The sequence below is a fragment of the Burkholderia sp. BE12 genome, from assembly GCF_002959955.1.
In the GTDB taxonomy this organism is placed as follows: Bacteria; Pseudomonadota; Gammaproteobacteria; order Burkholderiales; family Burkholderiaceae; genus Burkholderia.
Window position 1 is genome coordinate 158,117 of record NZ_PREY01000011.1, and the last position, 22,369, is coordinate 180,485.

Consider the following 22,369-nt stretch of genomic DNA (forward strand, 5'->3'; position numbering starts at 1 on the left):
GCTGCGGCGCCTGCCCGGCCGGGCGGGCGCCGCGCGGCGTCACTCGCCGAACAGCGTGCCGAGCGTCTCGGCCGCGTTGCTGTCGATCGTGTTGTAGGTCACCGTGGTGGCCTCGAAGATATAGACGGTCGTATACCGGCCAAGACGCTCCAGGATTTCCTCCTGCAGCGATTCCGGCACGACGTTCATGTTCAGGTACCACGCCGTGGACGACAGCCGCGTCTGGAACGACCCGTACTCCTGCATGAGTTCATAGAACGCGTCGGCATCCTGATCGCGGCAGACGATCACCAAGTTTCCTGCCATTCCCTTCCTCCCGCTCGTCGGTCGATCCCCGGGGCCTGTCGACGCAGATGCCGCGTGCGCATTGCCGCGGCACGGCCGAAACGGATCCGGGGGCTAGCCCCGATCATACCTGCTTCGCCGTGTCCGGCTGCTGATGCCGGACACGGTTTGTGCCCGCGTGCGGATGGCGGGTTCCCGGCCGGGCCGGATCACGGCATAATTCGGGCCTGCGTGCCGGCCGCGGGACTGCGGCCGGGCTGTTCCGTACCGCGCGCCCGCCATCCGCCCACGCGCCGGGCACGATCCATGCGCTGCCCGCGCCGTCCGGGGACGGTTGTACCTGAAATACAGGTTGGTGTAGTGTCGTGCCGTCGCGGCCCGGCTGGGCCGGCCGCGGCAGCGCATGCGCCCGCGCCGCGCGTGCGCGAAATCGCCAGCCAATCGAATTACCGCGCCCGTGCGCTTTGCCATGAATCAACATCGACTGCCGGCTTCGTTCGGCCTTACCGGGGAGGGCGCCTGATGAACGTCGGATTCTTCAATCCGAACCGGATCGCCAACGCATCCGCGTGGCGCGTGCTGCCGAACCGGTGGGATTTCATCGCATTTCCGCTGATCATCTGCCTGATCGCGATGGCGGTGGTCGGCTTTCACGAAACGATGGCGCCGATCGGCGTGCTGCAGACGCAGAAGATCTCGCTCGATCCGTCGAACCTGCCCGAATACGCGCTGCGCACCACGCTGCGGATGCTCGCCGCGATGGTCGCGTCGCTCACGTTCACGCTCGTCTACGGCACGCTCGCGGCCAAGAGCCGCCGCGCGGGCATGGTGCTGATCCCGATCCTCGACATCCTGCAGTCGGTGCCGGTGCTCGGCTTCATCTCGTTTACGGTCACGTTCTTCCTCGCGCTGTTCCCGAGCCGCGTGCTCGGCGCCGAGCTGGCCGCGATCTTCGCGATCTTCACGAGCCAGGCGTGGAACATGACGTTCAGCTTCTACCAGTCGCTGCGCACGGTGCCGCGCGACCTGGACGAAGTGTCGCGCGGCTTCCACCTGACGTCCTGGCAGCGCTTCTGGAAGCTCGAGGTGCCGTTCTCGATGCCGGGCCTGATCTGGAACATGATGATGTCGATGTCGGGCGGCTGGTTCTTCGTCGTCGCGTCGGAGGCGATCACCGTCGGCAACCAGACGATCACGCTGCCGGGCATCGGCGCGTATCTCGCGCAGGCGATCTCGGACAAGAACTTCGGCGCGATCGGCTGGGTGATTCTGACGATGACGGTCGTGATCCTCGCGTATGACCAGTTGCTGTTCCGCCCGCTCATCGCGTGGGCCGACAAGTTCCGGATGGAGAACACCGCGTCGGGCGATGCGCCGCAATCGTGGCTGCTCGACCTCGTGCGCCGCACGCGGCTGATCCATCAGCTGCTCGTGCCGGCCGGCTGGCTCTTCGCGAAGGCCGCGCGGATCCCGCTGCGCCTGCCGCTGTCGGGTGCGATGCGCTTCGCGCTGCCGAAAGTCGAGAAGAAGGCGTCGCGCACGGTCGACATCGCGTGGGCGGGGCTCTTGCTGATCGGCACGGCCTATATCGTATGGCGCGTCGTCAGCTTCGTCGCGACCGGCGTGACGATGCCCGAGGTCGGCCACGTGCTCGTGCTCGGGCTCATCACGCTGCTGCGCGTGGTCGTGCTGATCTCGATCGCCTCCGTGATCTGGGTGCCGATCGGCGTGTGGGTCGGGTTGCGCCCGAAGCTGGCCGAAAAGCTGCAGCCGCTCGCGCAGTTTCTCGCCGCGTTCCCGGCGAACCTGCTGTTCCCGGTATTCGTGATCGTGATCGCGCGCTTCCACCTGAACGCGGACATCTGGCTGTCGCCGCTGATCGTGCTCGGCACGCAGTGGTATATCCTGTTCAACGTGATCGCCGGCGCAACGTCCTACCCGAACGACTATCGCGAAGCGGCGACCAACTTCCGCATCCGCGGCTGGCAGTGGTGGCGTCAGGCGATCCTGCCCGGCATCTTCCCGTACTACGTGACGGGTGCGATCACCGCATCGGGCGGCGCGTGGAACGCGAGCATCGTGTCGGAAGCCGTGCAGTGGGGCAACACCAGGATCGAGGCGCACGGCCTCGGCGCCTACATCGCGCAGACCACCGCCGACGGCGATTTTCCGAAGATCATCCTGGGCATCGCCGTGATGTCCCTGTTCGTCACCCTGTTCAACCGCCTGCTGTGGCGCCCGCTGTATGCCTTTGCCGAAGCGAAGCTGCGGCTCGACTGAGACCGATTGAGAGCGAAACGCGATGCACAATCCGAATGCTGTAAACGCCCCCGTCCAGACGTCCCAGCCGCTGCAGCCGCCCCGGCTCGGTGAAGAGATCCTGCGCGTCGATCACGTCTGCCGCGGCTTCAACAAGACCCAGGGCGAGCTGCTCGTGCTCGACGACGCGAACCTGTCGCTGCGCGAAGGCGAGATCGTCGGGCTGCTCGGCCGGTCGGGCTCGGGCAAGTCGACGCTGCTGCGCATCATCGCCGGGCTGATCGAGCCGACCGGCGGCGAAGTGACGTACCTCGGCCAGCCGCTGCGCGGCCCGGCCGAGGGCGTCGCGATGGTGTTTCAGACCTTCGCGCTATTTCCGTGGCTCACCGTGCTGCAGAACGTGGAAGCCGGGCTGGAGGCGCTCGGCGTCGGCGCGCGCGAGCGGCGCGAGCGTGCGCTGGCCGCGATCGACCTGATCGGTCTCGACGGCTTCGAGAACGCGTATCCGCGCGAGCTGTCGGGCGGGATGCGTCAGCGCGTCGGCTTTGCGCGCGCGCTCGTCGTCGATCCGACCATCCTGCTGATGGACGAGCCGTTCTCCGCGCTCGACGTGCTGACCGCCGAAACGCTGCGTACCGACCTGCTCGATCTGTGGACGCAGGGCCGCATGCCGATCAAGTCGGTGCTGATCGTCACGCACAACATCGAGGAAGCGGTGTTCATGTGCGACCGGATCCTCGTGCTGTCGTCGAACCCGGGCCGCGTGATCGCCGAGATCAAGGTGCCGTTCAAGCACCCGCGCAATCGTCTCGATCCGGCGTTCCGCAAGCTGGTCGACGACATCTACGCGAAGATGACCGCGCGTCAGACCGGCGAGGCGACGAAGAAGGGGCTCGAGCTCGGAAGCTGGCTGCCGCAGGTGTCGACCAACCTGATGGCCGGCCTGATCGAGACGCTCGCGATGGCGCCGTACCATGGCCGCGCGGACATGCCGGAAATCGCGCGCACGCTGCACCTCGAGGTCGACGACCTGTTCCCGATCGCGGAAGTGCTGCAGTACCTCGGCTTCGCGGACGTGCGCGAAGGCGACGTGTTCCTGACGCCGCCGGGGCGCGTGTTCGCGGAATTCGGCACGCAGGAGCGCAAGCTGATGTTCGCCGATCACCTGCTGAAGCACGTGCCGCTCGCCGCGCGGATCAAGAAGGTGCTGAACGAGCGTCCGGGCCACCGTGCGCCGCGCGTGCGCTTCGAGCAGGAGCTGGAGGATTTCCTGTCGGACGGCGCGGCCGAGGAAACGCTCGACGCGGTGATCGACTGGGGGCGGTACGGCGAGATCTTCTCGTACAACGACCAGACCGAGATTTTCAGCCTCGAGGACGTCGAGTCCTGATCGCGCCGGGCCGGGCCGTGCGGCCCGGTATTCGCGTGCGCCGAACATCACGCGCCGCGCATCGCCCCGTTACTGCAAATTCCCCCACCGATCGACGGCTGGTTCCGCCGACGCCCACTTCCAGTGCGTGCCTTGCTGGCACGCATTCGCGAAGTACCAGTCGGCCTTGTCGCCGTCCTTCACCGAGAACGCGAATTCCTTGCACAGCGCGAGCGCCGACGAGTACGCGCGCGTGACGCGCACCTCGCCTTCGCCGTTTTCCAGCGGCAGCGTGTTCTTCACCTTCCACGGCTTCACTTCGCCGACGGCGAGAGTGCCGGCCGTCTTCGCGATCGCGTCCTGCTGGTTCTGATGGAGCTGCTTCATCGTGCGGTTGACGGCTTCGTCGGTCGCGGCCTGCACGGCAATCCCGACGCCGACGCCGACCGCCGGGTTCGCGGTGACGAGGCCCGTCGCCGCGCCGGCCAGCGCGCCGCTCGCCGCGCCGACCGACCCGCAGCCCGACAGCGCGAGCGTCGCCGCGCACAGCGCGCCGATCGCCGCGATACGGATCGCGACGCTCATTGCAGCGCGCCCCAGCGTTCGGTCGCCGGTTCGGCCGACGCCCATTTCCATGTGGGCCCGTCGCGGCAGAGGGTGGCGACGTAGAACGCCGATTGCGCGGCCTTGTCGGCCTTCGCCGGCGTGTCGACCGCGAACACGATTTCCTTGCAGTCGAGCGGACCGACGCTGATCATTCGGCTGACCGTCACGCGGCCCTGCTCGTCGTCCTCGATCGGGAACGAATGGTGCGTCGACCACGGCGCGACGCCGCCGACGTCGAGCGGGCCGGCCGCCTTCGCGATCTGCTCCTGCGTGTAGCGGTGCGCGACGCGTTGCGAGTACTGGACGCCAGCCCGCGCGCCGGCGACGGCGCCGAGGCCGATGCCCGTCGCGACGGCGGCGTTGTTGGTGACCTTGGAGGCGATCGCGGCGCCCGCGATACCGGCGCCGGCTGTCGCGCCTTCGCTGTACAACGAATTGCAGCCGGACAGCAATGCGGCCGTGGCGATCACGGCCAGCACGACGCGCGCCGGCGTGGCCCGGCGCGGCGATTCGAAACGAATGTTCATCCCTGAGTGCAGTCCTGTCTGGGTGAGCGGCAACGCGTGCACGCCCTGATGCCGCGTCATTGTTTCGCAATTGTCATGGGAAAACTGCAAAGCTTTGACAAATCGCCGCGCGGCAGGCCGCGTGCACGCGGGCGGCGTTATTGTCGGATAGATGATCGACGAGGGGTCGAAACGTTACAAATTGAAGGTAATTGTTACCTTCGTCCGCGAGGAAGCGACCTAGACTGTTTTGTTATGGAATGTTTCTACGACGGCCTCGAGCCGCGCCGCATATGAGACACCCAGCCATGCGCCGTTCAAAACGGTTGTCACACCGGCCGTCTGACGCGGCGGCCGGCCATCCGGAAGACCGCCCGCGTCCGCAGACCGACGCGCCATCGGCACCGCCCGCGGGCGCGCCGGACGAGACGCCGTTGGACGGCGATCACAACCAGGGTGGTGCTCGCCCGGAAGGGCTCGACTATCAACGCGACCTCGGGCAGGAGCAGGACGCCTGATACGGTCGTCGCCGCATTCCACCGCCGTATTTCATTGCAATTCTCGGAACTGAATCGCCGCGCGGCCGCCTTCGGGCCGCCGCGCCTGCTTCGGCGCGCGTCGCGCGCCGGCCAATCGAATCGAGGAGGGGAAGTCGCATGAGCAGATTGATCGTGGTATCGAATCGTGTCGCCGCCGGCGAGGATACGCGCCCGAGCGCGGGCGGCCTGGCCGTCGGCGTGATGGACGCGCTGAAGGAAACGGGCGGCGTCTGGTTCGGCTGGAACGGCGAGATCGTCGGTGCGCCGGATGCCGAGCCCGCGATCCAGCGGGACGGCAACGTGACCTACGCGACGGTCGGGCTGACCCGGCGCGACTACGACCAGTACTACCGCGGCTTCTCGAACGCGACGCTGTGGCCGGTGTTCCATTACCGCGGCGATCTCGCGCGCTTCGATCGGCAGGAGTACGCCGGTTACCTGCGCGTGAACGCGATGCTCGCGAAGCAACTCGCCGCGCTGCTGCGTCCCGACGACCTGATCTGGGTGCACGACTACCATCTGCTGCCGTTCGCGCACTGCCTGCGCGAGCTCGGCGTGAAGAACCCGATCGGCTTCTTCCTGCACATCCCGTTTCCGTCGCCCGACATGCTGCGCCTCGTGCCGCCGCACGAGGAACTCGTGAAGTTCATGTGCGCATACGACGTCGCGGGGTTCCAGACCGAGGCCGACAAGCAGGCCTTCACCGACTACATCGAGCGGCGCGGCATCGGCGCGGCGAGCGACGACGGGATGCTGCACGCGCATGGCCGCGTCGTGAAGGTCGCCGCCTATCCGATCGGCGTGCATCCCGACGCGATCGCGCAGGCGGCCGTCCAGTACGGCACGCGCAAGCCGGTGAAGATGCTGCGCGAGGCACTGGGCGACCGCAAGCTGGTGATGAGCGTCGACCGTCTCGACTATTCGAAGGGGCTCGTCGAGCGCTTCCAGTCGTTCGAGCGGATGCTCGCGAATGCGCCGGGCTGGCAGGGGCGCGTGTCGCTCCTGCAGATCGCGCCGCCGACGCGTTCCGACGTGCAGACCTATCAGCACATCCGCGAAACGCTCGAAGGCGAGGCCGGCCGCATCAACGGCCGCTTCTCGCAGCTCGACTGGACGCCGATCCAGTACCTGAACCGCAAGTACGAGCGCAACCTGCTGATGGCGTTCTTCCGGATGTCGCAGGTCGGCTACGTGACGCCGCTGCGCGACGGGATGAATCTCGTCGCGAAGGAATACGTCGCGTCGCAGGATCCGGCCGATCCGGGCGTGCTCGTGCTGTCGGAGTTCGCGGGCGCGGCGGCCGAGCTCACCGGCGCGCTCCTCGTCAATCCGTACGACCTGTCGCAGATGGCCGAGGCGCTCGAACGCGCGCTGTCGATGCCGCTCGCGGAGCGGCAGGCGCGTCACAAGGAGAACCTCGCGCGGCTGCGCGAGAACGACCTGTCGGTCTGGCGCGATACGTTCGTCGCCGACTTGCGCAGTGTCGCGGCGGCGGCGTCGGTCACGCAGCGCGCGGGCCGGCGGGTCGCGCATGCGTGAGTTCGCGCCGGGCGCCGCCGCGCCGGCCGCCGCCGGTCGCGACGAAGAAGTGGCCGACGACACGAGCGGCCGCTTTTTCGTCGTGACGGGCGGCCCGGGTTCGGGCAAGAGCACGTTGCTCGATGCGCTCGAGCGCGCCGGGTTCGCGCGCTCGCAGGAAGCCGGGCGCGGCGTGATCCGCGACCAGATGGCGGTCGACGGTCCTGCGCTGCCGTGGCGCGACCCCGCGGCGTTCGCCGAGCTGATGCTGAGCTGGGAGATGCGGTCCCACCATCTCGCGCGGCAGGCGCGCGGGCCCGTGTTCTTCGACCGCGGCGTGCCCGACGTGATCGGCTATCTGATGCTGGCCGGGTTGGCCGTACCCGCGCACGCGGAAGCCGCGGCGCGGCGTTTCCGCTATCACCGGCGCGTGTTCATCGCGCCGCCGTGGCCCGACATCTATGCGCAGGACAGCGAGCGCCGGCAGGATTTCGCGGAAGCGGTGCGGACCCATGACGCGATGGTCGAATGCTATACGTCGTATGGCTATCGGCTGATCGAGTTGCCGCGCGTGAGCGTGAAGGCGCGCGTGCGCTTCGTGATGGATACGCTCGACGCCGCCTGACGCCCGCCGCGCGTGCGGCGCGCGAGGGATGTCAGGCCGCCGTGTCCGGTCGCGGCGACGCGATGCGCAGCAGGCTGACGACCGCGGCCACTGCCGCGAACCCCGTGGCGACATAGAGTGCGATCGTCGGCCCGCGGTCGGGCACGAGCCCGAAAATCAGCGCGACGAGTGCAGCGCCGAGCGTCTGGCCCGTCAGGCGTGCGGTGCTCAGCATGCCGCCGGCGCCGCCGCTGCGCTCGCGCGGCGCCGACGACAGCATCGCGCGGTTGTTCGGCGACTGGAACAGCCCGAAACCTGCGCCGCACAGCGCCATCCGCCAGACGATGTCGACCGTGCCCGGGTGCGCGCCGATCGTCGCGAGCGACAGCAGCCCGGCCGCAAACAGTGCAAGCCCGATCCCGCCGAGAACGCCGGCCGAATAGCGGTCCGACAGCACGCCCGCGAGCGGCGCGGCGAACACGATCACGAGCGGCCACGGCGTCATGTAGAGGCCTGTCTCGACCTGCGAGAAACCGAGCGAATTCTGCAGCCAGAACGGCAGCGCGACGAACGCGAGCATCTGCGACGTGAACGACGCCGTCGACGTATAGACCGACAGCGCGAACATCGGGATGCGCATCAGGTCGACCGGCAGGAGCGGCGCCGGCTGCGACAACTGACGCTTCACGAAGAAGTAGCCGACCACGAATGCGATGGCCAGTTCGGCCGCGACGTACGCATGACCCTCGCCGTGACCGAGCCCGTCGACGGCCGTGATCAGCAGGCCGAACACGCACGCGTTCATCAGCGCGCTCGCGAAGTCGTACGGCGCATCGTGCAGCGGGTTGGCCGGCAGCGCGCGCAGGCTGCCGAGCACGGCCGCGATGCCGATCGGTACGTTGACCGCGAAGAGCCACGGCCACGATGCGAACGACAGGATCGCCGATGCGACCGTCGGCCCGATCGCCGACGACAGCGCGACCACCATCGCATTGATCGACAGCCCGCGCCCGAGCATCGACGACGGGTAGATCATCCGCACGAGCGCCGCGTTGACGCTCATGATGCCGGCCGCGCCGAACCCCTGGATCACGCGCATCACGGCCAGCATCGGCAGCGAGCCGGCGAGCGCGCAGCCGAGCGACGCGGCGGTGAACAGCGCGAGCCCGGCGATGTAGATGCGGCGATAGCCGATGCGTTCGCCAAGCGACGCGAGCGGCAGTAGCGTGATCGTGACCGCGAGCTGGTACGCGTTGACGATCCAGATCGACGCGGCGTCGGACGCGTGCAGGTCGCGCGCGATGGTCGGCAATGCGACGTTCGCGATGGCGCCGTCGAGCACGGCGAGCGTGATGCCCAGGGCGACGCAGACGATCGCCCAGTAGCGTTGCGGAAGCGGCAGGCCGGTATCGGCGTTCATGACGGGAGCGAGAGCGTGGTTGTCCGCGCGCCCGCTTGCCGGTTGCGTGCGCAACCACGTGCAAGGGAGGCGGCGGCGATGAACGGCCCGGCCGGCGCGGCTGCACCGGAACGGGGCCGGTCGAGTGTATCACCGGCCCGCATCGCGCGACGCCGCGCCGCGCGGTGGCCGGCCGGCGCGCGCATTCAGCCTTCGAAATCCAGACCGCCGAGCCGCACGAGCGGGTCGGCCTGCGTGCGCGACGCGAGATCGATGTCGCGCGCGGCCTGCCACGCGCCCAGCTTTCTCGGCAGCGCGGCCAGATAGTGCTCGAAGCGCTGCGGGCCGTCCGGTTCCATCAGCCGCTCGATCTCGTCGGTGTCCCACGTCAGTTCGAGATTCAGCGGATGCACGAAGCCGCTCACGTGCTCGTGCGGCGCGCTGCGGATCCGCACGCGCGTCGGGTGCCCGTGCCCGCCATAGGGGACGACATCGGCTTGCACGTGCTCGGCGAAGAACGCGGCGATCGCCTGCGCGATGCGCGGTGCGAATTCGGTATCGAAACGGCGGGCGGTTTCGGGCTGCATGACGGCGTCTCCTGTATGCCGAAAATCGTAGCACGGCGACGACGCGTTTCGATGGGTGCGATACCGGTAATCGCGCGTTACCACTTGCTGCATCTATTACGGTCGCGTGCCGCCACAATGCATCGCATCCAGTACCACTTCGCGTGGGAGTCCATCATGAAAAAGATTGCCGCAGTATGTGTCCTTGCCGGTTCGCTCGCGGTCGCGGGCCCGGCGTCCGCGCATGGCCGCGACGGCGGCGCCGTCATCGGCGCATTGATCGGCGGCGCGGTGCTGGGCGCGATCGTGACGTCGGCGATGAATCCGCCCGTCGCCTATCAGGCACCCGCGTACCAGGCGCCGGCCTATCAGCCGCCGACCTACTATCAGGCGCCCGCGTACCAGCAGCCTGCCTACCCGACCTATCAGCAGGCGCAGTACCAGGACGACGGCCCGAACTATTGCTACGACCGCTACCAGCGTGCGTACGTGTGTGGGGCGCCGGTGCAGCAGGGCGGCTACGCGCAACCGGCCGGCTGGTAAGCGGCGGCGCGCGAGCGGGTTCGGGCCGGACGGCCGCGCACCCGCCGACGATCGATCGCTTCGCCGGGCCGGACGACGAAAGGCCCTCGCTCGATGCGAGGGCCTTTGTCTTGGGCGTGGCCGTCCGTTCGCCGGTGTGATGCGCCGCCGGCTATCGGCGGCCCGTGCGTGGATACAAACGGTTGCAATTGGGTGTCAGTGGCGATGACCGCCGCCGTCGCCGCGGCCGCCACCGCCGCCTTCGTTCCAGTCGCCGCGGCGTCCGCCGCCGCGCCCCCAGCCGTTGCCGCGGTTGCCGCGATCGCCGTCCCAGCGATGGTAGTCGCGCCGGCCGCGATCCCAGTCGCGTCCGCCGCCACCGCCCCAGATGTTGACCGTCCCGTACACGGGAGACGGGGCATACGCATAGCCGGGATCGGAATAGTAGGGCTGCCCGTAGCCGTATCCGGCGTCCGGGGCGACGACGCAGCCGGCCAGCAGGGTGGCGACGCCGGCGGCAGCAATGAGCTTCAGCATGATGTTCTCCGTTGGTTACGCTATAAGTACCGCGCCCGCGGATTGCCGGCTGTTTGCAATTGTGTCGCCAAATTACAGCCTCGTAAGGTCTTGCGACGAAAGTGTTAGCATCCGGGGCTCATTTGTTTTTCAGGAGCACATCGATGAAATTTGCGATCCGGGCCGCGCTGGCCGCCTTCTGCGTGACGACGGCCGCCGCATGCGTGGCCGCGCCGGCATCCGCGCCCGCCGTGCCCGCCGAGTCGATCAAGATGTTTCCGCAGGCCGAAGCCGGTCAGCAGCGCGCCGTGATCGCGCTGCCCGCGCTCGAGAACGAGGGCGATGCGCGCGTCGAGCTGATGATCGGCAAGACGCTGCAGACCGACTGCAATCAGCAGTGGTTCGGCGGCGAGCTGACCGCCGAGGACGTGAAGGGCTGGGGCTACACGTATTACCGGCTCACCGACGTGAAGGGGCCGGCGTCGACGCTGATGGCGTGCCCGGGCCAGGCGCCGCAGCAACGGTTCGTGCAGGTGCGCGGCGACGGTCAGCTGCTGCGCTACAACAGCCGCCTGCCGCTCGTCGTGTATGTACCGGATGGCTTCGACGTACGCTATCGCGTGTGGCATGCGTCGAAGGACGTGCAGCAAGCCGCGAAGCAGTAATCTCCCGGCGGCGTCCTGCCGCTACACACCGGCCGCGCTGCGCGTGCCGACGAGCGCCGGCCATGCGGCCAGCGCGGCCTGCGCGACGGCCTCCAGATCGCGGCGGCTCGCGCCGTCGCGCGCCTGGATCGACATGCCCTGCTGAACCGTCACGTAGTAGCGCGCGATCGCATCGAGGTTCGCGTGCGCCGATATTTCGCCGGTCGCGACGCCTTGCGCGAGCCGCTCCCGCAGCGCATCGACCGTGCCCTCGCGCATCGCGATCAACGTTTGCCGGACCATGTCGGAACGTTCGGCCGGATGCAGCGCCGACAACACGATCAGGCAGCCGGCCGGCTTCGAGCGCCGCGTGAACACGCGTGCGGTCTCCATCAGGTAGTTCCGCACGGCGTCGTACGCGCTGGCCGCCCGTTCGACACCCCCCCAGATTTCCCGTCCCTCGGTTGTGCGGTAATGATCGAGGGCTTGCCGGAACAACGCTTCCTTGCTGCCGAAGGCCGCATACAGGCTCGGCGACGCGATGCCCATCGCGGCCGTCAGATCCGTCATCGACGCCCCTTCGTAGCCGAGACGCCAGAACACCTCCATCGCGCGATCCAGCGCCGCTTCCTTGTCGAAGCTTCTCGGTCGGCCTCGTTCAGCCATTGCGTCCGTCCCTTCGTTGATATCTGTATCGATCGACACAATAAATCAATTGACTGTGCGACGCAACTTGTCACATTCTGTGTTGGTTGTTACATAAATGAGGAAAGGAACCGACATGAACCGACTTCAGGGCAAGCGTGCACTCATCACGGGCGGTAGCCGCGGCATCGGCGCGGCGATCGCAAAGCGGCTGGCGGCCGATGGCGCCGACGTGGCGATCACGTATGAAAAATCGGCCGAGCGGGCGCAGGCCGTCGTCGCCGGCATCGAAGCGCTGGGCCGTCGCGCCATTGCGATCCAGGCCGACAGCGCCGATCCGGTTGCCGTGCGCGACGCGGTCGATCGTGCCGCGGAGGCGTTCGGCGGCCTCGACGTTCTCGTCAACAACGCAGGGATTTTCCGGGCCGGCGCGCTGGACGACCTCACGCTCGACGATATCGACGCGACGCTGAACGTGAACGTGCGTGCGGTGATCGTCGCATCGCAGGCGGCGGCGCGTCATCTCGGGGAGGGCGGGCGCATCGTGTCGACCGGCAGTTGCCTCGCGACGCGCGTGCCCGATGCCGGGATGAGCCTCTATGCGGCGAGCAAGGCTGCGTTGATCGGCTGGACGCAAGGGCTCGCGCGTGATCTCGGCTCGCGCGGCATCACGGTCAACATCGTGCATCCGGGGTCGACCGATACCGATATGAACCCGGCCGACGGCGAACATGCCGATGCGCAACGTTCGCGAATGGCGATTCAGGAATACGGCAAGGCCGACGACGTGGCCGCGCTCGTGGCGTTCGTCGTCGGGCCGGAAGGACGATCGATCAACGGGACCGGCTTGACGATCGACGGCGGGGCGAATGCGTAAAGGCCGATGCCGGGCGTGAGCGGGCCGGGTATCGGTGGGAGGCGTTATCAGCAGCCGAGCCGCTGGTGCTCGGCTTCCAGGTCGGCCCGTTTGTCGTAGGCCCGCAGTTCGTTGCGCGGCTTGCCGTCCGGGCCCATCCCGCGCACGACCTTCTGGCCGCGATCGGGCGAGTGCGTGACCGCGTCGATGCCGGCGGCCAGTTCCCGGCAGCGGGCGTCGGGGGAAGTATTATCCGCACGCGGGGCTGCCGAGGCAGTTACGTTGGCGATGCCCGGGCTGACGTAGCGCTGTTTGGCGGAGGCCGTGCCGGTGTCGGCGGCGTTGGCCGTGCCGATCATCGCTGAAAGCGCGGCGAGCGCCGCGATCGTCCGAAGCATGGGTGAAGTCCGTGTGCTGAACCGAAGAAGGTTCGGAATTCTACGCAACGTTCGGCGCATCTCTGCGGCGAACGGACGAGGTGCGCTCGCGTGTTGCATATCGTGGCGAATGCTCGATTGCACACATCATTCGTGTGCTATCTGCGCGCGCAATCAACATTCCCGGACCGTCCAACAGCAAAAAGCCCGCTTGCTTTCGCAAAGCGGGCTTCGGCATTTGGTTGCGGGGGTAGGATTTGAACCTACGACCTTCGGGTTATGAGCCCGACGAGCTGCCAGACTGCTCCACCCCGCGGCGCGAAGTGTACTTGGGTCGGTGCGCAGAGTCAAACGATTCGTGCGAAGACGGTCCGATGACATATCGGGCCTGTTCCTTGAAACGGCTGCGACGCAGTGAAGCCGACGCGTACGGCCGGAAATTTTTCATACTCGCCACAATATTCGCGGGCCTGAAACGTCTTCAGACGCATGGAACCGCCACCCACTTCGCAAACGATGACCGACCCAGACCGCGACATCACTGCGACGGTGATGCGTGAACGAACGAGGCTAGGGAACTTCATTCGGCGCCGGATACGCGACCCGGACGATGCCGAGGACGTTCTGCAGGATGTGCTCCACGAATTCGTCCAGGCTTATCGACTTCCCGCGCCGATCGAACAGGCGAGTGCGTGGCTGTTCCGTGCCGCGCGCAACCGCATCATCGATCGTTTTCGCAAAAGGAAGGAGCAGCCGCTGACCGATCTGGTCGATGCCGACGACGAAGCGGACAGCGAATATCGGCTGGATCTCGCGTTACCGGCGCACGATGCCGGCCCTGAAGCGCTCTACGCTCGCACGCTGTTGCTCAAGGCGTTGCAGGATGCGCTCGACGAGTTGCCGGCGAATCAGCGCGAGGTTTTTATCGCACACGAACTGGAGGGGCTGTCCTTCAAGGAGATGGCCGCGCAAAGCGGCGTCACGCTCAATACGCTGCTTGCGCGCAAACGCTACGCGGTCTTGCATCTGCGTGCTCGGCTGCAACCCATTTATGACGAACTGGATAGCTAGAGGAGTCGACGGATGAATTTTCGAATCAGATGTGCGGGCAAGGCGCTGCTCGTGGTGGTCGCCATAGGCGTGCTCGGATGGGTCGTCATGATGCTGTGGAACTGGGTGGTTCCGGCGCTATTCGTCGGCGCCCGGACGATCGACTTCGCCCATGCGCTGGGCCTCCTCGTGTTGAGCCGCATCCTGTTCGGTGGATTTCGCGGACACCGCGGCTGGCACGGCCGGCGCCACTGGCGCAAGTGGGAAGCCATGACGCCCGAAGAGCGCGAGCAGTTCCGGGCCGCATGGCGATCGCGCGGCACCCGGCGCACGGAGGAGTGAACATGCGCGAAAAATCATCGGACGACTGCAAACAGAAGGCGGGTGTGATTGCGCCGGTCGTCGATCTGAAACGTTGCGAAGGCAAGGGGGATTGCGTCACCGTTTGCCCGGAAAACGTGTTCGAGGTGCGGCGCATCGATCAGGCCGATTACGTCGACCTCGGTCTGATGCATCGCTTGAAACTGCGCGTGCATGGAATGAAAGTCGCCTACACGCCGAATGCGCAAGCCTGCCGATCATGCGGGCTTTGCGTGACGGCGTGTCCCGAACGCGCGATCACGCTCGCCAGAAGGGCGTAGCGTCGGCCGTGCTCGCAGATGATGGAGCGGTATCGCGGCAGTCGGGCGGATGGCAGCCGCTGGATACGCCGTTCATGTGATCAATCTCGTCAAGGAATGCACTTGGCTTCAACCATCGACGTTCTTCTGCAACGGCTTCATGAAGAAAGCCGGAGCGAAATCATCGCCCGGGCCCGCGCGCAGTTCCAGGGGCCGAATGCGGCGTTTCCGACGCTCGTCGACGAATACGAAGCGCTCGCACCCCGGCTGCGAGGGCGCTTTCTCGAAACGTTCGGCCTCTTCAGCGACGATTTCGAATCGTCGGAAAGCGGTGCGCTATCGTTGGCCGTGTCGGCGGAAACGGGACGATTCTTGCGCAACACCGTGTTGTCGCAACGGTCGGGCAGAATTCTTGAACTTGGCAGTTCCTGTGGCGTGTCGACTCTGTATTTCGCCGACGCGCTGCGTATGTTGGGCCGTGGCGTGGTCATCGCGACCGAACGTGATGCGCTCAAATGCGCGCGTTTGCGGGCTCACGTCGAAACAGCAGGGCTGGACGCCTATGTCGACTTGCGGGAGGGCGATGTGTTCGAGACGGTTGCCGAACTGGACGGGACCGTCGACATGGTGTTTATCGACGTATGGGCTGACGCCTATCTGAAGCTGTTCAAGCAGATCGAGCGCCTGCTGCGGCCGGGATCGGTCGTGCTGGCTGACAACATGTACACGGCCGAAGACGCCGTCCGACCGTACAAGCATTACCTCGACGAGGATCCGCGGTTTTCGACCACGACGCTGGATTTTGAGTCGGGGGTCGAGTTTACGGTGGTCGTGGCTTGAGCGGGGGCTTGAATCTTGGGGGAAGTTTGGAGCTTGGCTGATCCCCCTGACAGAATTCATATTTCTAGGTTGGACAAGTAGATGGTGAGCGTTCCTGAGATTTGTTGATCTGTTCTCCGCGTTTGGTGCGGTGGCGGTGTAGAGTCCGTTCCTGAGAGGAACGACACTATGAACGAATCACAAGACATCGAGAGCGCTGAATCTGGGCCTTCATCAGGTGCGATCACGCTCGCTATCGCTACCTTCATCGGATTGTGGATTCCGTGGATCGGCTTTGCATACTGCTATGTCGAGGTCGGCGGATTTCATAGCGGAATTTTTACAGCCGGCACAACGGGCTTCGTTTTGTTGACCGCTGCCACGTGGGTCGTCACCCCGCTCTTTACATTGATTTACGTCGTTTATGCGATGCGATCAGCGCTTCGCAATACATACGACCAAGTAATGTTCGCCATCGAGTGTCTGGTTCTTCTTGGAATGTGGGCGGTTGCAGTATCTCCATTCGTCGGCCGCTAGGTTGAAACATGCGGCACTGCGGCTAACGCTAGCACGAGTGAGGCCCCCGCATCCGGAGTCGCAGCAAGGGAAGGTGGGCAAATGGCGTGGATGACATTGACCGGTCGCCGCCGCGATTTCGGCAGCCCGTTTCGCGTCCTTCTGCCCGGATTGATGTCAGCCGCGGTCTGCTCGCCGGCCTCGTCGCGCTTCTTCCGTGCTGTCGCGTTGTTCGCGATGCGTACGTTTAAAACGACGTTGCGCAGGTGTTCGGCGAAATTCCGGTACCATTGCGCCTTTCGTCCGCCGGCGAGGCTGCGGACGGTATCGCCGAATTTCATTATCCCGAGCGCAACATGAGCGAAGTAACCGAATACCAGAGCTGGGTCTGCCTGATTTGCGGGTGGGTCTACAACGAAGCTGAAGGACTGCCCGACGAAGGCATCGCGGCCGGCACCCGTTTCGCCGACATTCCCGCCGACTGGCGCTGCCCGCTGTGCGACGTGGGTAAGGACGATTTCGTCGTCGTCGATTTCTGATTTTCCGTTCCGATCGCGGTTGATTAATTGACACGCACGTCGGTGTGCATTCCGCCCCGCCGACGCGCCGCGCGTTTGCTATACTCTGCGCGCTGTCCATGCCGCCGTCCGGTTCGCGTTTTTTACGCGACTGCGGACATGGCCCTCCCCGTAGTTCAATGGATAGAACAAGCGCCTCCTAAGCGCTAGATACAGGTTCGATTCCTGTCGGGGGGACCAGTCAAGCTCCAAACCATCCCCAAGATTCACAAGACATCGCCCCGTTCAGGCCCGTCTGGCGACGCTCTCCTCACATCGTTACCCAAGGTTGCTCAGTGACAGCCGGAGAAAGTGTTGGTATCGGCAGATACCAACAATGCCTCTCACTGACGTACAGGTACGGAACGCGAAGGCCAGCGCGGCACGGTACAAACTCACGGACGGTGGCGGGATGTTCTTGCTCGTCCAACCGAGCGCCGCGAAGTACCGGCGCTCGTCTTACCGCTTCCTTGGCAAGCAGAAGACGCTCGCCTTGGGCATCTATCCGACCGTAACGCTTCGACGCCGACGCGTCGGCCGCGCATGCAGTGTATGCTTCGTGAGCCTGTCAATCTGAAGGAGGTAACGATGCTCAACAGAAAGTGGATCGCGGGTGCAGTCTGTGTCGCGGCGCTGGCCGTGTCGACACTCGCGCGCGCCGAAGCGCGTGTGTTCTTCGTCGAGCCGCAGGACGGCGCGACGGTGTCGAGCCCCGTGCACGTGAAGTTCGGTCTCGACGGCATGGCGCTCAAGCCGGCCGGCGACATGACCCCGGATACCGGTCACCATCATCTGCTGATCGACGGCAAGCCGGTGCCGAAGGGCGATGTGATCCCGGCGACCGACCGTTCGCTGCATTTCGGCAAGGCCCAGACCGAAACCGACGTGAAGCTGCCGCCCGGCCAGCACACGCTGACGCTGCAGCTCGGTGACGGTGCGCACCGTTCGTACGGCCCCGAAATGAGCTCGACGATCACGGTCAACGTGAAATAACCGTGCATCCCGCGCAGGCGGATGCGCCGCGCGCGGGATCTGCCGATCGGCCGGCTCTGGCATCCGGCCGGCATTCGGCCGTTTTCGCGGGTACGCAAACCGCGGCCGGCATCCGTACCGGAAACCGGCCGCAACCCGCTCACGGCACCGCGCCGATGCGCTTCAAGCGCGACCTGCGGCGTTCGTCCATCCGGCCGAGCCGATACCGGCCTCCGCGACCGGTACAATGGGCGCTTCCGATTCCTCTCTTCGCCGTCTCCCCATGTCGCTCTATTCCATTACCGGCGCGCAGCTCGCGTTCGGTCACGTCGCGTTGCTCGATCACGCGGATTTCTCGCTGGAAGCCGGCGAGCGCGTCGGCCTGATCGGCCGCAACGGCGCGGGCAAGTCGTCGCTGCTGAAGATCGTGGCCGGCCTCGCGAAGGCCGACGACGGGCTGATCACGCGCCAGCAGGAGCTGGTGACCGTCTACGTGCCGCAGGAGCCCGAATTCGAGCCGGGCGCGACGGTATTCGACGCGGTCGCGTCGGGGCTGGCGCACACGCGCGAACTGCTCGAAGAATACGATTCGATCGCACACCGTCTCGCGGAGATACCGGAAGGCGCCGAGCACGATGCGCTGCTCGCGCGGATGAACGCACTGCAGTCGTCGCTGGACACCCACGACGCGTGGAACTGGCGCACGCGCGTATCGATGACGCTCGCGCAGATCGGCCTGCAAGACGGCGACGCCAGCGTCGACGCACTGTCGGGCGGGATGCAGAAGCGCGTCGCGCTGGCGCGCGCGCTGGTGCTGCAACCCGACGTGCTGCTGCTCGACGAACCGACCAACCACCTCGACTTCGACGGCATCCGCTGGCTCGAGGAGCTGCTCGTCGCGCAGCGCGCGGGGCTGCTGTTCATCACCCACGATCGCGCGTTCCTCGATCGCGTCGCGACGCGCATCGTCGAGCTCGATCGCGGCCGGCTGCTGTCGTATCCGGGCAATTTCTCCGCGTACCAGACGCGCAAGGCGCAGCAGCTCGAAGTCGAGCGCGTGGAGAACGAGAAATTCGACAAGCTGCTCGCGCAGGAAGAGGTGTGGATCCGCAAGGGCGTCGAAGCGCGCCGTACGCGCAGCGTCGGCCGCATCGCGCGGCTCGTGCAAATGCGCAACGAGCATGCCGAGCGCCGCAATGCGCAGGGCAACGTGAAGCTCGACGTCGCGCAGGGCGAGAAGTCCGGCAAGATCGTCGCGGAGCTGACCGACGTGACGAAGCGTTACGGCGGCCGCACGGTGGTCGACCGTTTCTCGACGACGGTCATGCGCGGCGACAAGATCGGCTTCGTCGGCCCGAACGGCGCCGGCAAGACCACGCTGCTGAAGCTGATCCTCGGCGACCTGAAGCCAGACGAAGGCACGGTGCGCACCGGCACGAACCTGCAGGTCGCGTATTTCGACCAGATGCGCGCGCAGCTCGACCAGGAGAAGAGCCTCGCGGATACGATCAGCCCCGGCAGCGAATGGGTCGAGATCGGCGGCGTGCGCAAGCACGTGATGAGCTATCTCGGCGATTTCCTGTTCGCACCGGAACGCGCGCGTTCGCCGGTGAAGTCGCTGTCGGGCGGCGAGCGCAACCGGCTGCTGCTCGCGCGCCTGTTCGCGCGGCCGGCCAACGTGCTGGTGCTCGACGAACCGACCAACGATCTCGATATCCCGACGCTCGAACTGCTCGAAGAGCTGCTGGCCGACTACGACGGCACGGTGCTGCTCGTCAGCCACGATCGCGCGTTCCTCGACAACGTCGTGACGTCGGTGATCGCGGCCGAGGGCGACGGCAAGTGGCGCGAATACGTCGGCGGCTTCACCGACTGGCAGATCCAGAGCGAACGCTCTGAGCAGCTCGCGCAGCAGGAGGCGGCGAAGCGCACGGTCAAGGAAGCGGCGCCCGCGAAGGACGAGCCGGCGAAGAGCGCGGCGGGCCGCAACGCGCAGCGCACGGTGAAGCTGTCGTTCAACGAGCAGCGCGAACTCGATTCGCTGCCGGAGAAGATCGCCGCGCTCGAAGCGGAGCAGAAGACGATCAATGCGCAGCTCGACGACGGCTCGATTTTCGCGAAGGATCCGCAGGAAGGCACGCGCCTGACCGAGCGGTTCGCGGCGATCGACGACGAACTGCTCGCCGCGCTCGAACGGTGGGAAACGCTCGAGGCGAAGCGCAAGCCGGCGTGACGCGTGCGGCGCGCGCCGATCCCGCGATTGGCGCGTCACGCGGAACCAGTAAAATACCGCGCGTTCAGGGGCGCGCCGCGCACGCCGCGCGCCCGCTTTCGGAGCAGTCCAAGCACACCGTTGTTTCGATTCGCTTTTTTACAGAACTCAACGTTTTGTCCACGACGTTATCCACACGAGGTGTGGACAACGTCCCGATGAATGACGAAATTCAGCGCCTATGTCAACGAAGAAACCCAGCGCGGCCTATAGCGAAGCATCGATCAAGGTGCTCAAGGGTCTCGAGCCGGTCAAGCAGCGGCCCGGCATGTACACCCGTACCGAAAATCCGCTGCACATCATCCAGGAAGTCATCGACAACGCGTCCGACGAGGCGCTCGGCGGTTACGGCAAGCAGATCACGGTCACGCTGCACGCCGACCAGTCGGTGTCGGTCGACGACGACGGCCGCGGCATCCCGTTCGGCATGCACCCCGAAGAAGGCGTGCCGGTCGTCGAGATCGTGTTCACGCGCCTGCATGCGGGCGGCAAGTTCGACAAGGCCGCGGGCGGCGCCTATACGTTCTCGGGCGGCCTGCACGGGGTCGGCGTGTCGGTGACGAACGCACTTGCGACGCGTCTCGACGTGACGGTCTGGCGCGACGGCAAGATCGCCGAGCTCGGCTTCGCCGACGGCGACGTCGTGAAGCCGCTCGCGACGCAAGGCGCAGGCCGAGGCGAGAAGAAATCCGGCACGCGCGTGCAGGTGTGGCCGAATCCGAAGTACTTCGATTCGCCGAACCTGCCGCTCGGCGAGCTGCAGCGCCTGCTGCGCTCGAAGGCCGTGCTGCTGCCGGGCGTCGAGGTCGTGTTCGTCAACGAGAAAACGGGCGAGCGCCAGACGTGGAAGTACGAAGACGGCCTGCGCGGCTACCTGCTCGACGAAATGAACGGCAGCGAGCTGCTGATCCCGCTGTTCGAAGGCGAGCGTTTCGCCGATTCGCGTTCGATCGACGAAACCTTCGCCGAGGGCGAAGGCGCGTCGTGGGTCGTCGCATGGAGCGAGGAAGGCTCGCTCGTGCGCGAGTCGTACGTGAACCTGATCCCCACGCCGGCCGGCGGCACGCACGAGTCGGGCCTGCGCGACGGTCTCTATCAGGCGGTGAAGAGCTTCGTCGAACTGCACAACCTGCAGCCGAAGGGCGTGAAGCTGCTCGCGGAAGACGTGTTCGCGCGCGTGTCGTTCGTGCTGTCCGCGAAGGTGCTCGATCCGCAGTTCCAGGGGCAGATCAAGGAACGGCTGAACAGCCGCGATGCGGTGAAGCTCGTGTCGTCGTTCTCGCGTCCGGCGCTCGAACTGTGGCTGAACCAGCACGTCGAGCACGGCAAGAAGCTCGCGGAACTCGTGATCAAGCAGGCGCAGGCGCGTACGCGCGCGGGCCAGAAGGTCGAGAAGCGCAAGAGCTCGGGCGTCGCGGTGCTGCCCGGCAAGCTGACCGACTGCGAGACGGAAGATATCGCGCGCAACGAACTGTTCCTCGTCGAGGGCGACTCGGCGGGCGGCTCCGCGAAGATGGGCCGCGACAAGGAATACCAGGCGATCCTGCCGCTGCGCGGCAAGGTGCTGAACACGTGGGAAACCGAGCGCGACCGCCTGTTCGCGAACAACGAGGTGCACGACATCTCGGTCGCGATCGGCGTCGATCCGCACAGCCCGGACGACACCGTCGACCTGTCGAATCTGCGCTACGGCAAGATCTGCATCCTGTCGGACGCGGACGTCGACGGCTCGCACATCCAGGTGCTGCTGCTCACGCTGTTCTTCAAGCATTTCCCGCAATTGATCGAGCGCGGCCATGTCTATGTGGCGCGCCCGCCGCTGTTCCGCGTCGACGCGCCCGCGCGCGGCAAGAAGCCCGCGCAGAAGCTCTATGCGCTCGACGACGGCGAACTCGAGGCGACGCTCGACAAGCTGCGCAAGGACGGCGTGCGCGACACGCAGTGGAGCATCAGCCGCTTCAAGGGCCTCGGCGAAATGAGCGCCGAGCAGCTGTGGGACACGACGATGAATCCCGACACGCGCCGCCTGATGCCGGTGAAGCTTGGCGAGCTCGACTACGACGCGACCGTCGCGCGGATGACGATGCTGATGGGCAAGGGCGAGGCAGCCGCGCGGCGCGGCTGGCTCGAGGAAAAGGGCAACGACGTCGAAGCGGACATTTAGTGCAGTGTTCGACGCCAATCGGCACTGATGCGCTGCGCCTTCGCGCCCGTGGCGGCGTCGCAAATCCTCGCGATGCGTCTGGCATCGCTGCGGTTTGCTTCTTGCCACGAACGCGAATCCGCTGGCGCATCAGCACCGCTTGACATCGAACACTGCACCGCCGCTTCCGCGCGGCCGGGCATGACGCC

The 22,369-nt window shown here is 66.2% G+C and carries 26 protein-coding genes, 2 tRNA genes and 1 pseudogene; 19 read left to right on the forward strand and 10 right to left on the reverse strand.

Annotation, left to right across the window (positions count from 1 at the left end; all coding sequences use genetic code 11):
* Window positions 1-39: 39 nt before the first annotated feature.
* Window positions 40-306 (reverse strand): double-stranded DNA-specific endonuclease, encoded by a 267-nt coding sequence (locus C4B30_RS14875; RefSeq protein ID WP_011545926.1) that lies wholly within the window; start codon window positions 304-306, stop codon window positions 40-42.
* A gap of 501 nt (window positions 307-807) precedes the next feature.
* On the opposite strand from C4B30_RS14875, the gene C4B30_RS14880 reads away from it, so the two are divergent.
* Window positions 808-2,565, forward strand: coding sequence for an ABC transporter permease (locus C4B30_RS14880; protein WP_027785106.1), 1,758 nt, complete (start codon window positions 808-810; stop codon window positions 2,563-2,565).
* Window positions 2,566-2,587: 22 nt separating this feature from the next.
* Complete coding sequence (locus C4B30_RS14885; RefSeq protein WP_027785105.1) at window positions 2,588-3,934, forward strand: ABC transporter ATP-binding protein; 1,347 nt, start codon at window positions 2,588-2,590, stop codon at window positions 3,932-3,934.
* A 69-nt stretch (window positions 3,935-4,003) separates the two neighbouring features.
* Here the strand turns inward: C4B30_RS14885 and C4B30_RS14890 are convergent, their stop codons facing one another.
* A complete protein-coding gene (locus tag C4B30_RS14890; RefSeq protein WP_027785104.1) occupies window positions 4,004-4,498 on the reverse strand; it encodes a hypothetical protein in 495 nt (164 codons plus the stop codon).
* The gene (locus C4B30_RS14895; protein ID WP_027785103.1) at window positions 4,495-5,046 is read right to left on the reverse strand and encodes a hypothetical protein; all 552 of its coding nucleotides are present in this window, start codon (window positions 5,044-5,046) and stop codon (window positions 4,495-4,497) included. The genes C4B30_RS14890 and C4B30_RS14895 overlap by 4 nt, the downstream gene beginning before the upstream one ends.
* A 287-nt stretch (window positions 5,047-5,333) precedes the next feature.
* Between C4B30_RS14895 and C4B30_RS14900 the strand changes: the two genes are divergently transcribed.
* From C4B30_RS14900 to C4B30_RS14910, 3 genes are all read left to right on the forward strand, one after another.
* Complete coding sequence (locus C4B30_RS14900; RefSeq protein WP_080681386.1) at window positions 5,334-5,543, forward strand: hypothetical protein; 210 nt, start codon at window positions 5,334-5,336, stop codon at window positions 5,541-5,543.
* Between the two features lie 138 nt (window positions 5,544-5,681).
* Window positions 5,682-7,103: an alpha,alpha-trehalose-phosphate synthase (UDP-forming) gene (otsA, locus tag C4B30_RS14905; RefSeq protein ID WP_027785102.1), complete on the forward strand. Its 1,422-nt coding sequence runs from the start codon at window positions 5,682-5,684 to the stop codon at window positions 7,101-7,103.
* A complete protein-coding gene (locus C4B30_RS14910) occupies window positions 7,096-7,707 on the forward strand; it encodes an AAA family ATPase (protein WP_027785101.1) in 612 nt (203 codons plus the stop codon). Before otsA ends, C4B30_RS14910 begins: the two co-directional genes overlap by 8 nt.
* Before the next feature lie 31 nt (window positions 7,708-7,738).
* Here the strand turns inward: C4B30_RS14910 and C4B30_RS14915 are convergent, their stop codons facing one another.
* A complete protein-coding gene (locus tag C4B30_RS14915) occupies window positions 7,739-9,106 on the reverse strand; it encodes an MFS transporter (RefSeq protein ID WP_027785100.1) in 1,368 nt (455 codons plus the stop codon).
* Between the two features lie 185 nt (window positions 9,107-9,291).
* Window positions 9,292-9,672: a DUF5594 family protein gene (locus C4B30_RS14920; protein WP_027785099.1), complete on the reverse strand. Its 381-nt coding sequence runs from the start codon at window positions 9,670-9,672 to the stop codon at window positions 9,292-9,294.
* Between the two features lie 117 nt (window positions 9,673-9,789).
* On the opposite strand from C4B30_RS14920, the gene C4B30_RS14925 reads away from it, so the two are divergent.
* On the forward strand, window positions 9,790-10,194 hold the full coding sequence (locus C4B30_RS14925) for a hypothetical protein (protein WP_027785098.1): 405 nt from the start codon (window positions 9,790-9,792) through the stop codon (window positions 10,192-10,194).
* A 195-nt stretch (window positions 10,195-10,389) separates the two neighbouring features.
* Here C4B30_RS14925 and C4B30_RS14930 read toward each other — a convergent pair whose 3' ends face one another.
* On the reverse strand, window positions 10,390-10,710 hold the full coding sequence (locus C4B30_RS14930; RefSeq protein WP_027785097.1) for a hypothetical protein: 321 nt from the start codon (window positions 10,708-10,710) through the stop codon (window positions 10,390-10,392).
* 143 nt (window positions 10,711-10,853) lie between these two features.
* On the opposite strand from C4B30_RS14930, the gene eco reads away from it, so the two are divergent.
* Window positions 10,854-11,354 carry a serine protease inhibitor ecotin gene (gene eco / locus C4B30_RS14935; protein WP_027785096.1) on the forward strand — a complete coding sequence of 167 codons (501 nt, stop codon included), beginning with the start codon at window positions 10,854-10,856 and terminating at the stop codon, window positions 11,352-11,354.
* A gap of 21 nt (window positions 11,355-11,375) precedes the next feature.
* On the opposite strand, the gene C4B30_RS14940 is transcribed toward eco, so the two are convergent.
* Entirely contained in the window at window positions 11,376-11,999 is a 624-nt protein-coding gene (locus tag C4B30_RS14940) for a TetR/AcrR family transcriptional regulator (RefSeq protein WP_027785095.1), read from the reverse strand.
* A gap of 115 nt (window positions 12,000-12,114) precedes the next feature.
* Here C4B30_RS14940 and C4B30_RS14945 point away from each other — a divergent pair, with 115 nt between their 5' ends.
* A complete protein-coding gene (locus C4B30_RS14945; RefSeq protein WP_027785094.1) occupies window positions 12,115-12,855 on the forward strand; it encodes an SDR family NAD(P)-dependent oxidoreductase in 741 nt (246 codons plus the stop codon).
* A 47-nt stretch (window positions 12,856-12,902) separates the two neighbouring features.
* Here C4B30_RS14945 and C4B30_RS14950 read toward each other — a convergent pair whose 3' ends face one another.
* Both C4B30_RS14950 and C4B30_RS14955 read right to left on the reverse strand, forming a co-directional pair.
* Complete coding sequence (locus C4B30_RS14950; RefSeq protein WP_027785093.1) at window positions 12,903-13,232, reverse strand: hypothetical protein; 330 nt, start codon at window positions 13,230-13,232, stop codon at window positions 12,903-12,905.
* 218 nt (window positions 13,233-13,450) lie between these two features.
* Window positions 13,451-13,527, reverse strand: a tRNA-Met gene (locus C4B30_RS14955).
* Between the two features lie 173 nt (window positions 13,528-13,700).
* On the opposite strand from C4B30_RS14955, the gene C4B30_RS14960 reads away from it, so the two are divergent.
* The 5 genes from C4B30_RS14960 to C4B30_RS35350 all read left to right on the forward strand — a co-directional run bounded on the left by C4B30_RS14960 (window position 13,701) and on the right by C4B30_RS35350 (window position 16,237).
* Window positions 13,701-14,282, forward strand: a complete 582-nt coding sequence (locus tag C4B30_RS14960) for an RNA polymerase sigma factor (RefSeq protein WP_027785092.1) — start codon at window positions 13,701-13,703, stop codon at window positions 14,280-14,282.
* 12 nt (window positions 14,283-14,294) lie between these two features.
* Window positions 14,295-14,603 carry a hypothetical protein gene (locus C4B30_RS14965; RefSeq protein WP_027785091.1) on the forward strand — a complete coding sequence of 103 codons (309 nt, stop codon included), beginning with the start codon at window positions 14,295-14,297 and terminating at the stop codon, window positions 14,601-14,603.
* Window positions 14,604-14,605: 2 nt separating this feature from the next.
* Window positions 14,606-14,902 (forward strand): 4Fe-4S binding protein, encoded by a 297-nt coding sequence (locus C4B30_RS14970; protein ID WP_027785090.1) that lies wholly within the window; start codon window positions 14,606-14,608, stop codon window positions 14,900-14,902.
* 96 nt (window positions 14,903-14,998) lie between these two features.
* Complete coding sequence (locus tag C4B30_RS14975; protein WP_089500518.1) at window positions 14,999-15,721, forward strand: O-methyltransferase; 723 nt, start codon at window positions 14,999-15,001, stop codon at window positions 15,719-15,721.
* Window positions 15,722-15,889: 168 nt separating this feature from the next.
* Window positions 15,890-16,237: a hypothetical protein gene (locus C4B30_RS35350; RefSeq protein ID WP_155257373.1), complete on the forward strand. Its 348-nt coding sequence runs from the start codon at window positions 15,890-15,892 to the stop codon at window positions 16,235-16,237.
* Here C4B30_RS35350 and C4B30_RS14980 read toward each other — a convergent pair.
* Window positions 16,234-16,557, reverse strand: coding sequence for a hypothetical protein (locus C4B30_RS14980; RefSeq protein WP_089500517.1), 324 nt, complete (start codon window positions 16,555-16,557; stop codon window positions 16,234-16,236). The two genes, C4B30_RS35350 and C4B30_RS14980, sit on opposite strands and share 4 nt — an antisense overlap.
* A 15-nt stretch (window positions 16,558-16,572) precedes the next feature.
* On the opposite strand from C4B30_RS14980, the gene C4B30_RS14985 reads away from it, so the two are divergent.
* The 6 genes and pseudogenes from C4B30_RS14985 to parE all read left to right on the forward strand — a co-directional run bounded on the left by C4B30_RS14985 (window position 16,573) and on the right by parE (window position 22,181).
* The gene (locus tag C4B30_RS14985) at window positions 16,573-16,755 is read left to right on the forward strand and encodes a rubredoxin (RefSeq protein ID WP_027785088.1); all 183 of its coding nucleotides are present in this window, start codon (window positions 16,573-16,575) and stop codon (window positions 16,753-16,755) included.
* A gap of 144 nt (window positions 16,756-16,899) precedes the next feature.
* Window positions 16,900-16,974: transfer RNA gene (locus C4B30_RS14990), tRNA-Arg, on the forward strand.
* Window positions 16,975-17,110: 136 nt separating this feature from the next.
* Window positions 17,111-17,314, forward strand: a pseudogene (locus C4B30_RS36185) (Arm DNA-binding domain-containing protein); the annotation flags it as partial.
* Between the two features lie 47 nt (window positions 17,315-17,361).
* Window positions 17,362-17,766 carry a DUF4399 domain-containing protein gene (locus C4B30_RS15000; RefSeq protein ID WP_027785087.1) on the forward strand — a complete coding sequence of 135 codons (405 nt, stop codon included), beginning with the start codon at window positions 17,362-17,364 and terminating at the stop codon, window positions 17,764-17,766.
* Window positions 17,767-18,028: 262 nt separating this feature from the next.
* Window positions 18,029-19,978, forward strand: coding sequence for an ATP-binding cassette domain-containing protein (locus C4B30_RS15005; protein ID WP_027785086.1), 1,950 nt, complete (start codon window positions 18,029-18,031; stop codon window positions 19,976-19,978).
* A 220-nt stretch (window positions 19,979-20,198) separates the two neighbouring features.
* On the forward strand, window positions 20,199-22,181 hold the full coding sequence (parE, locus tag C4B30_RS15010; protein ID WP_027785085.1) for a DNA topoisomerase IV subunit B: 1,983 nt from the start codon (window positions 20,199-20,201) through the stop codon (window positions 22,179-22,181).
* The last annotated feature ends 188 nt before the right edge of the window (window positions 22,182-22,369 follow it).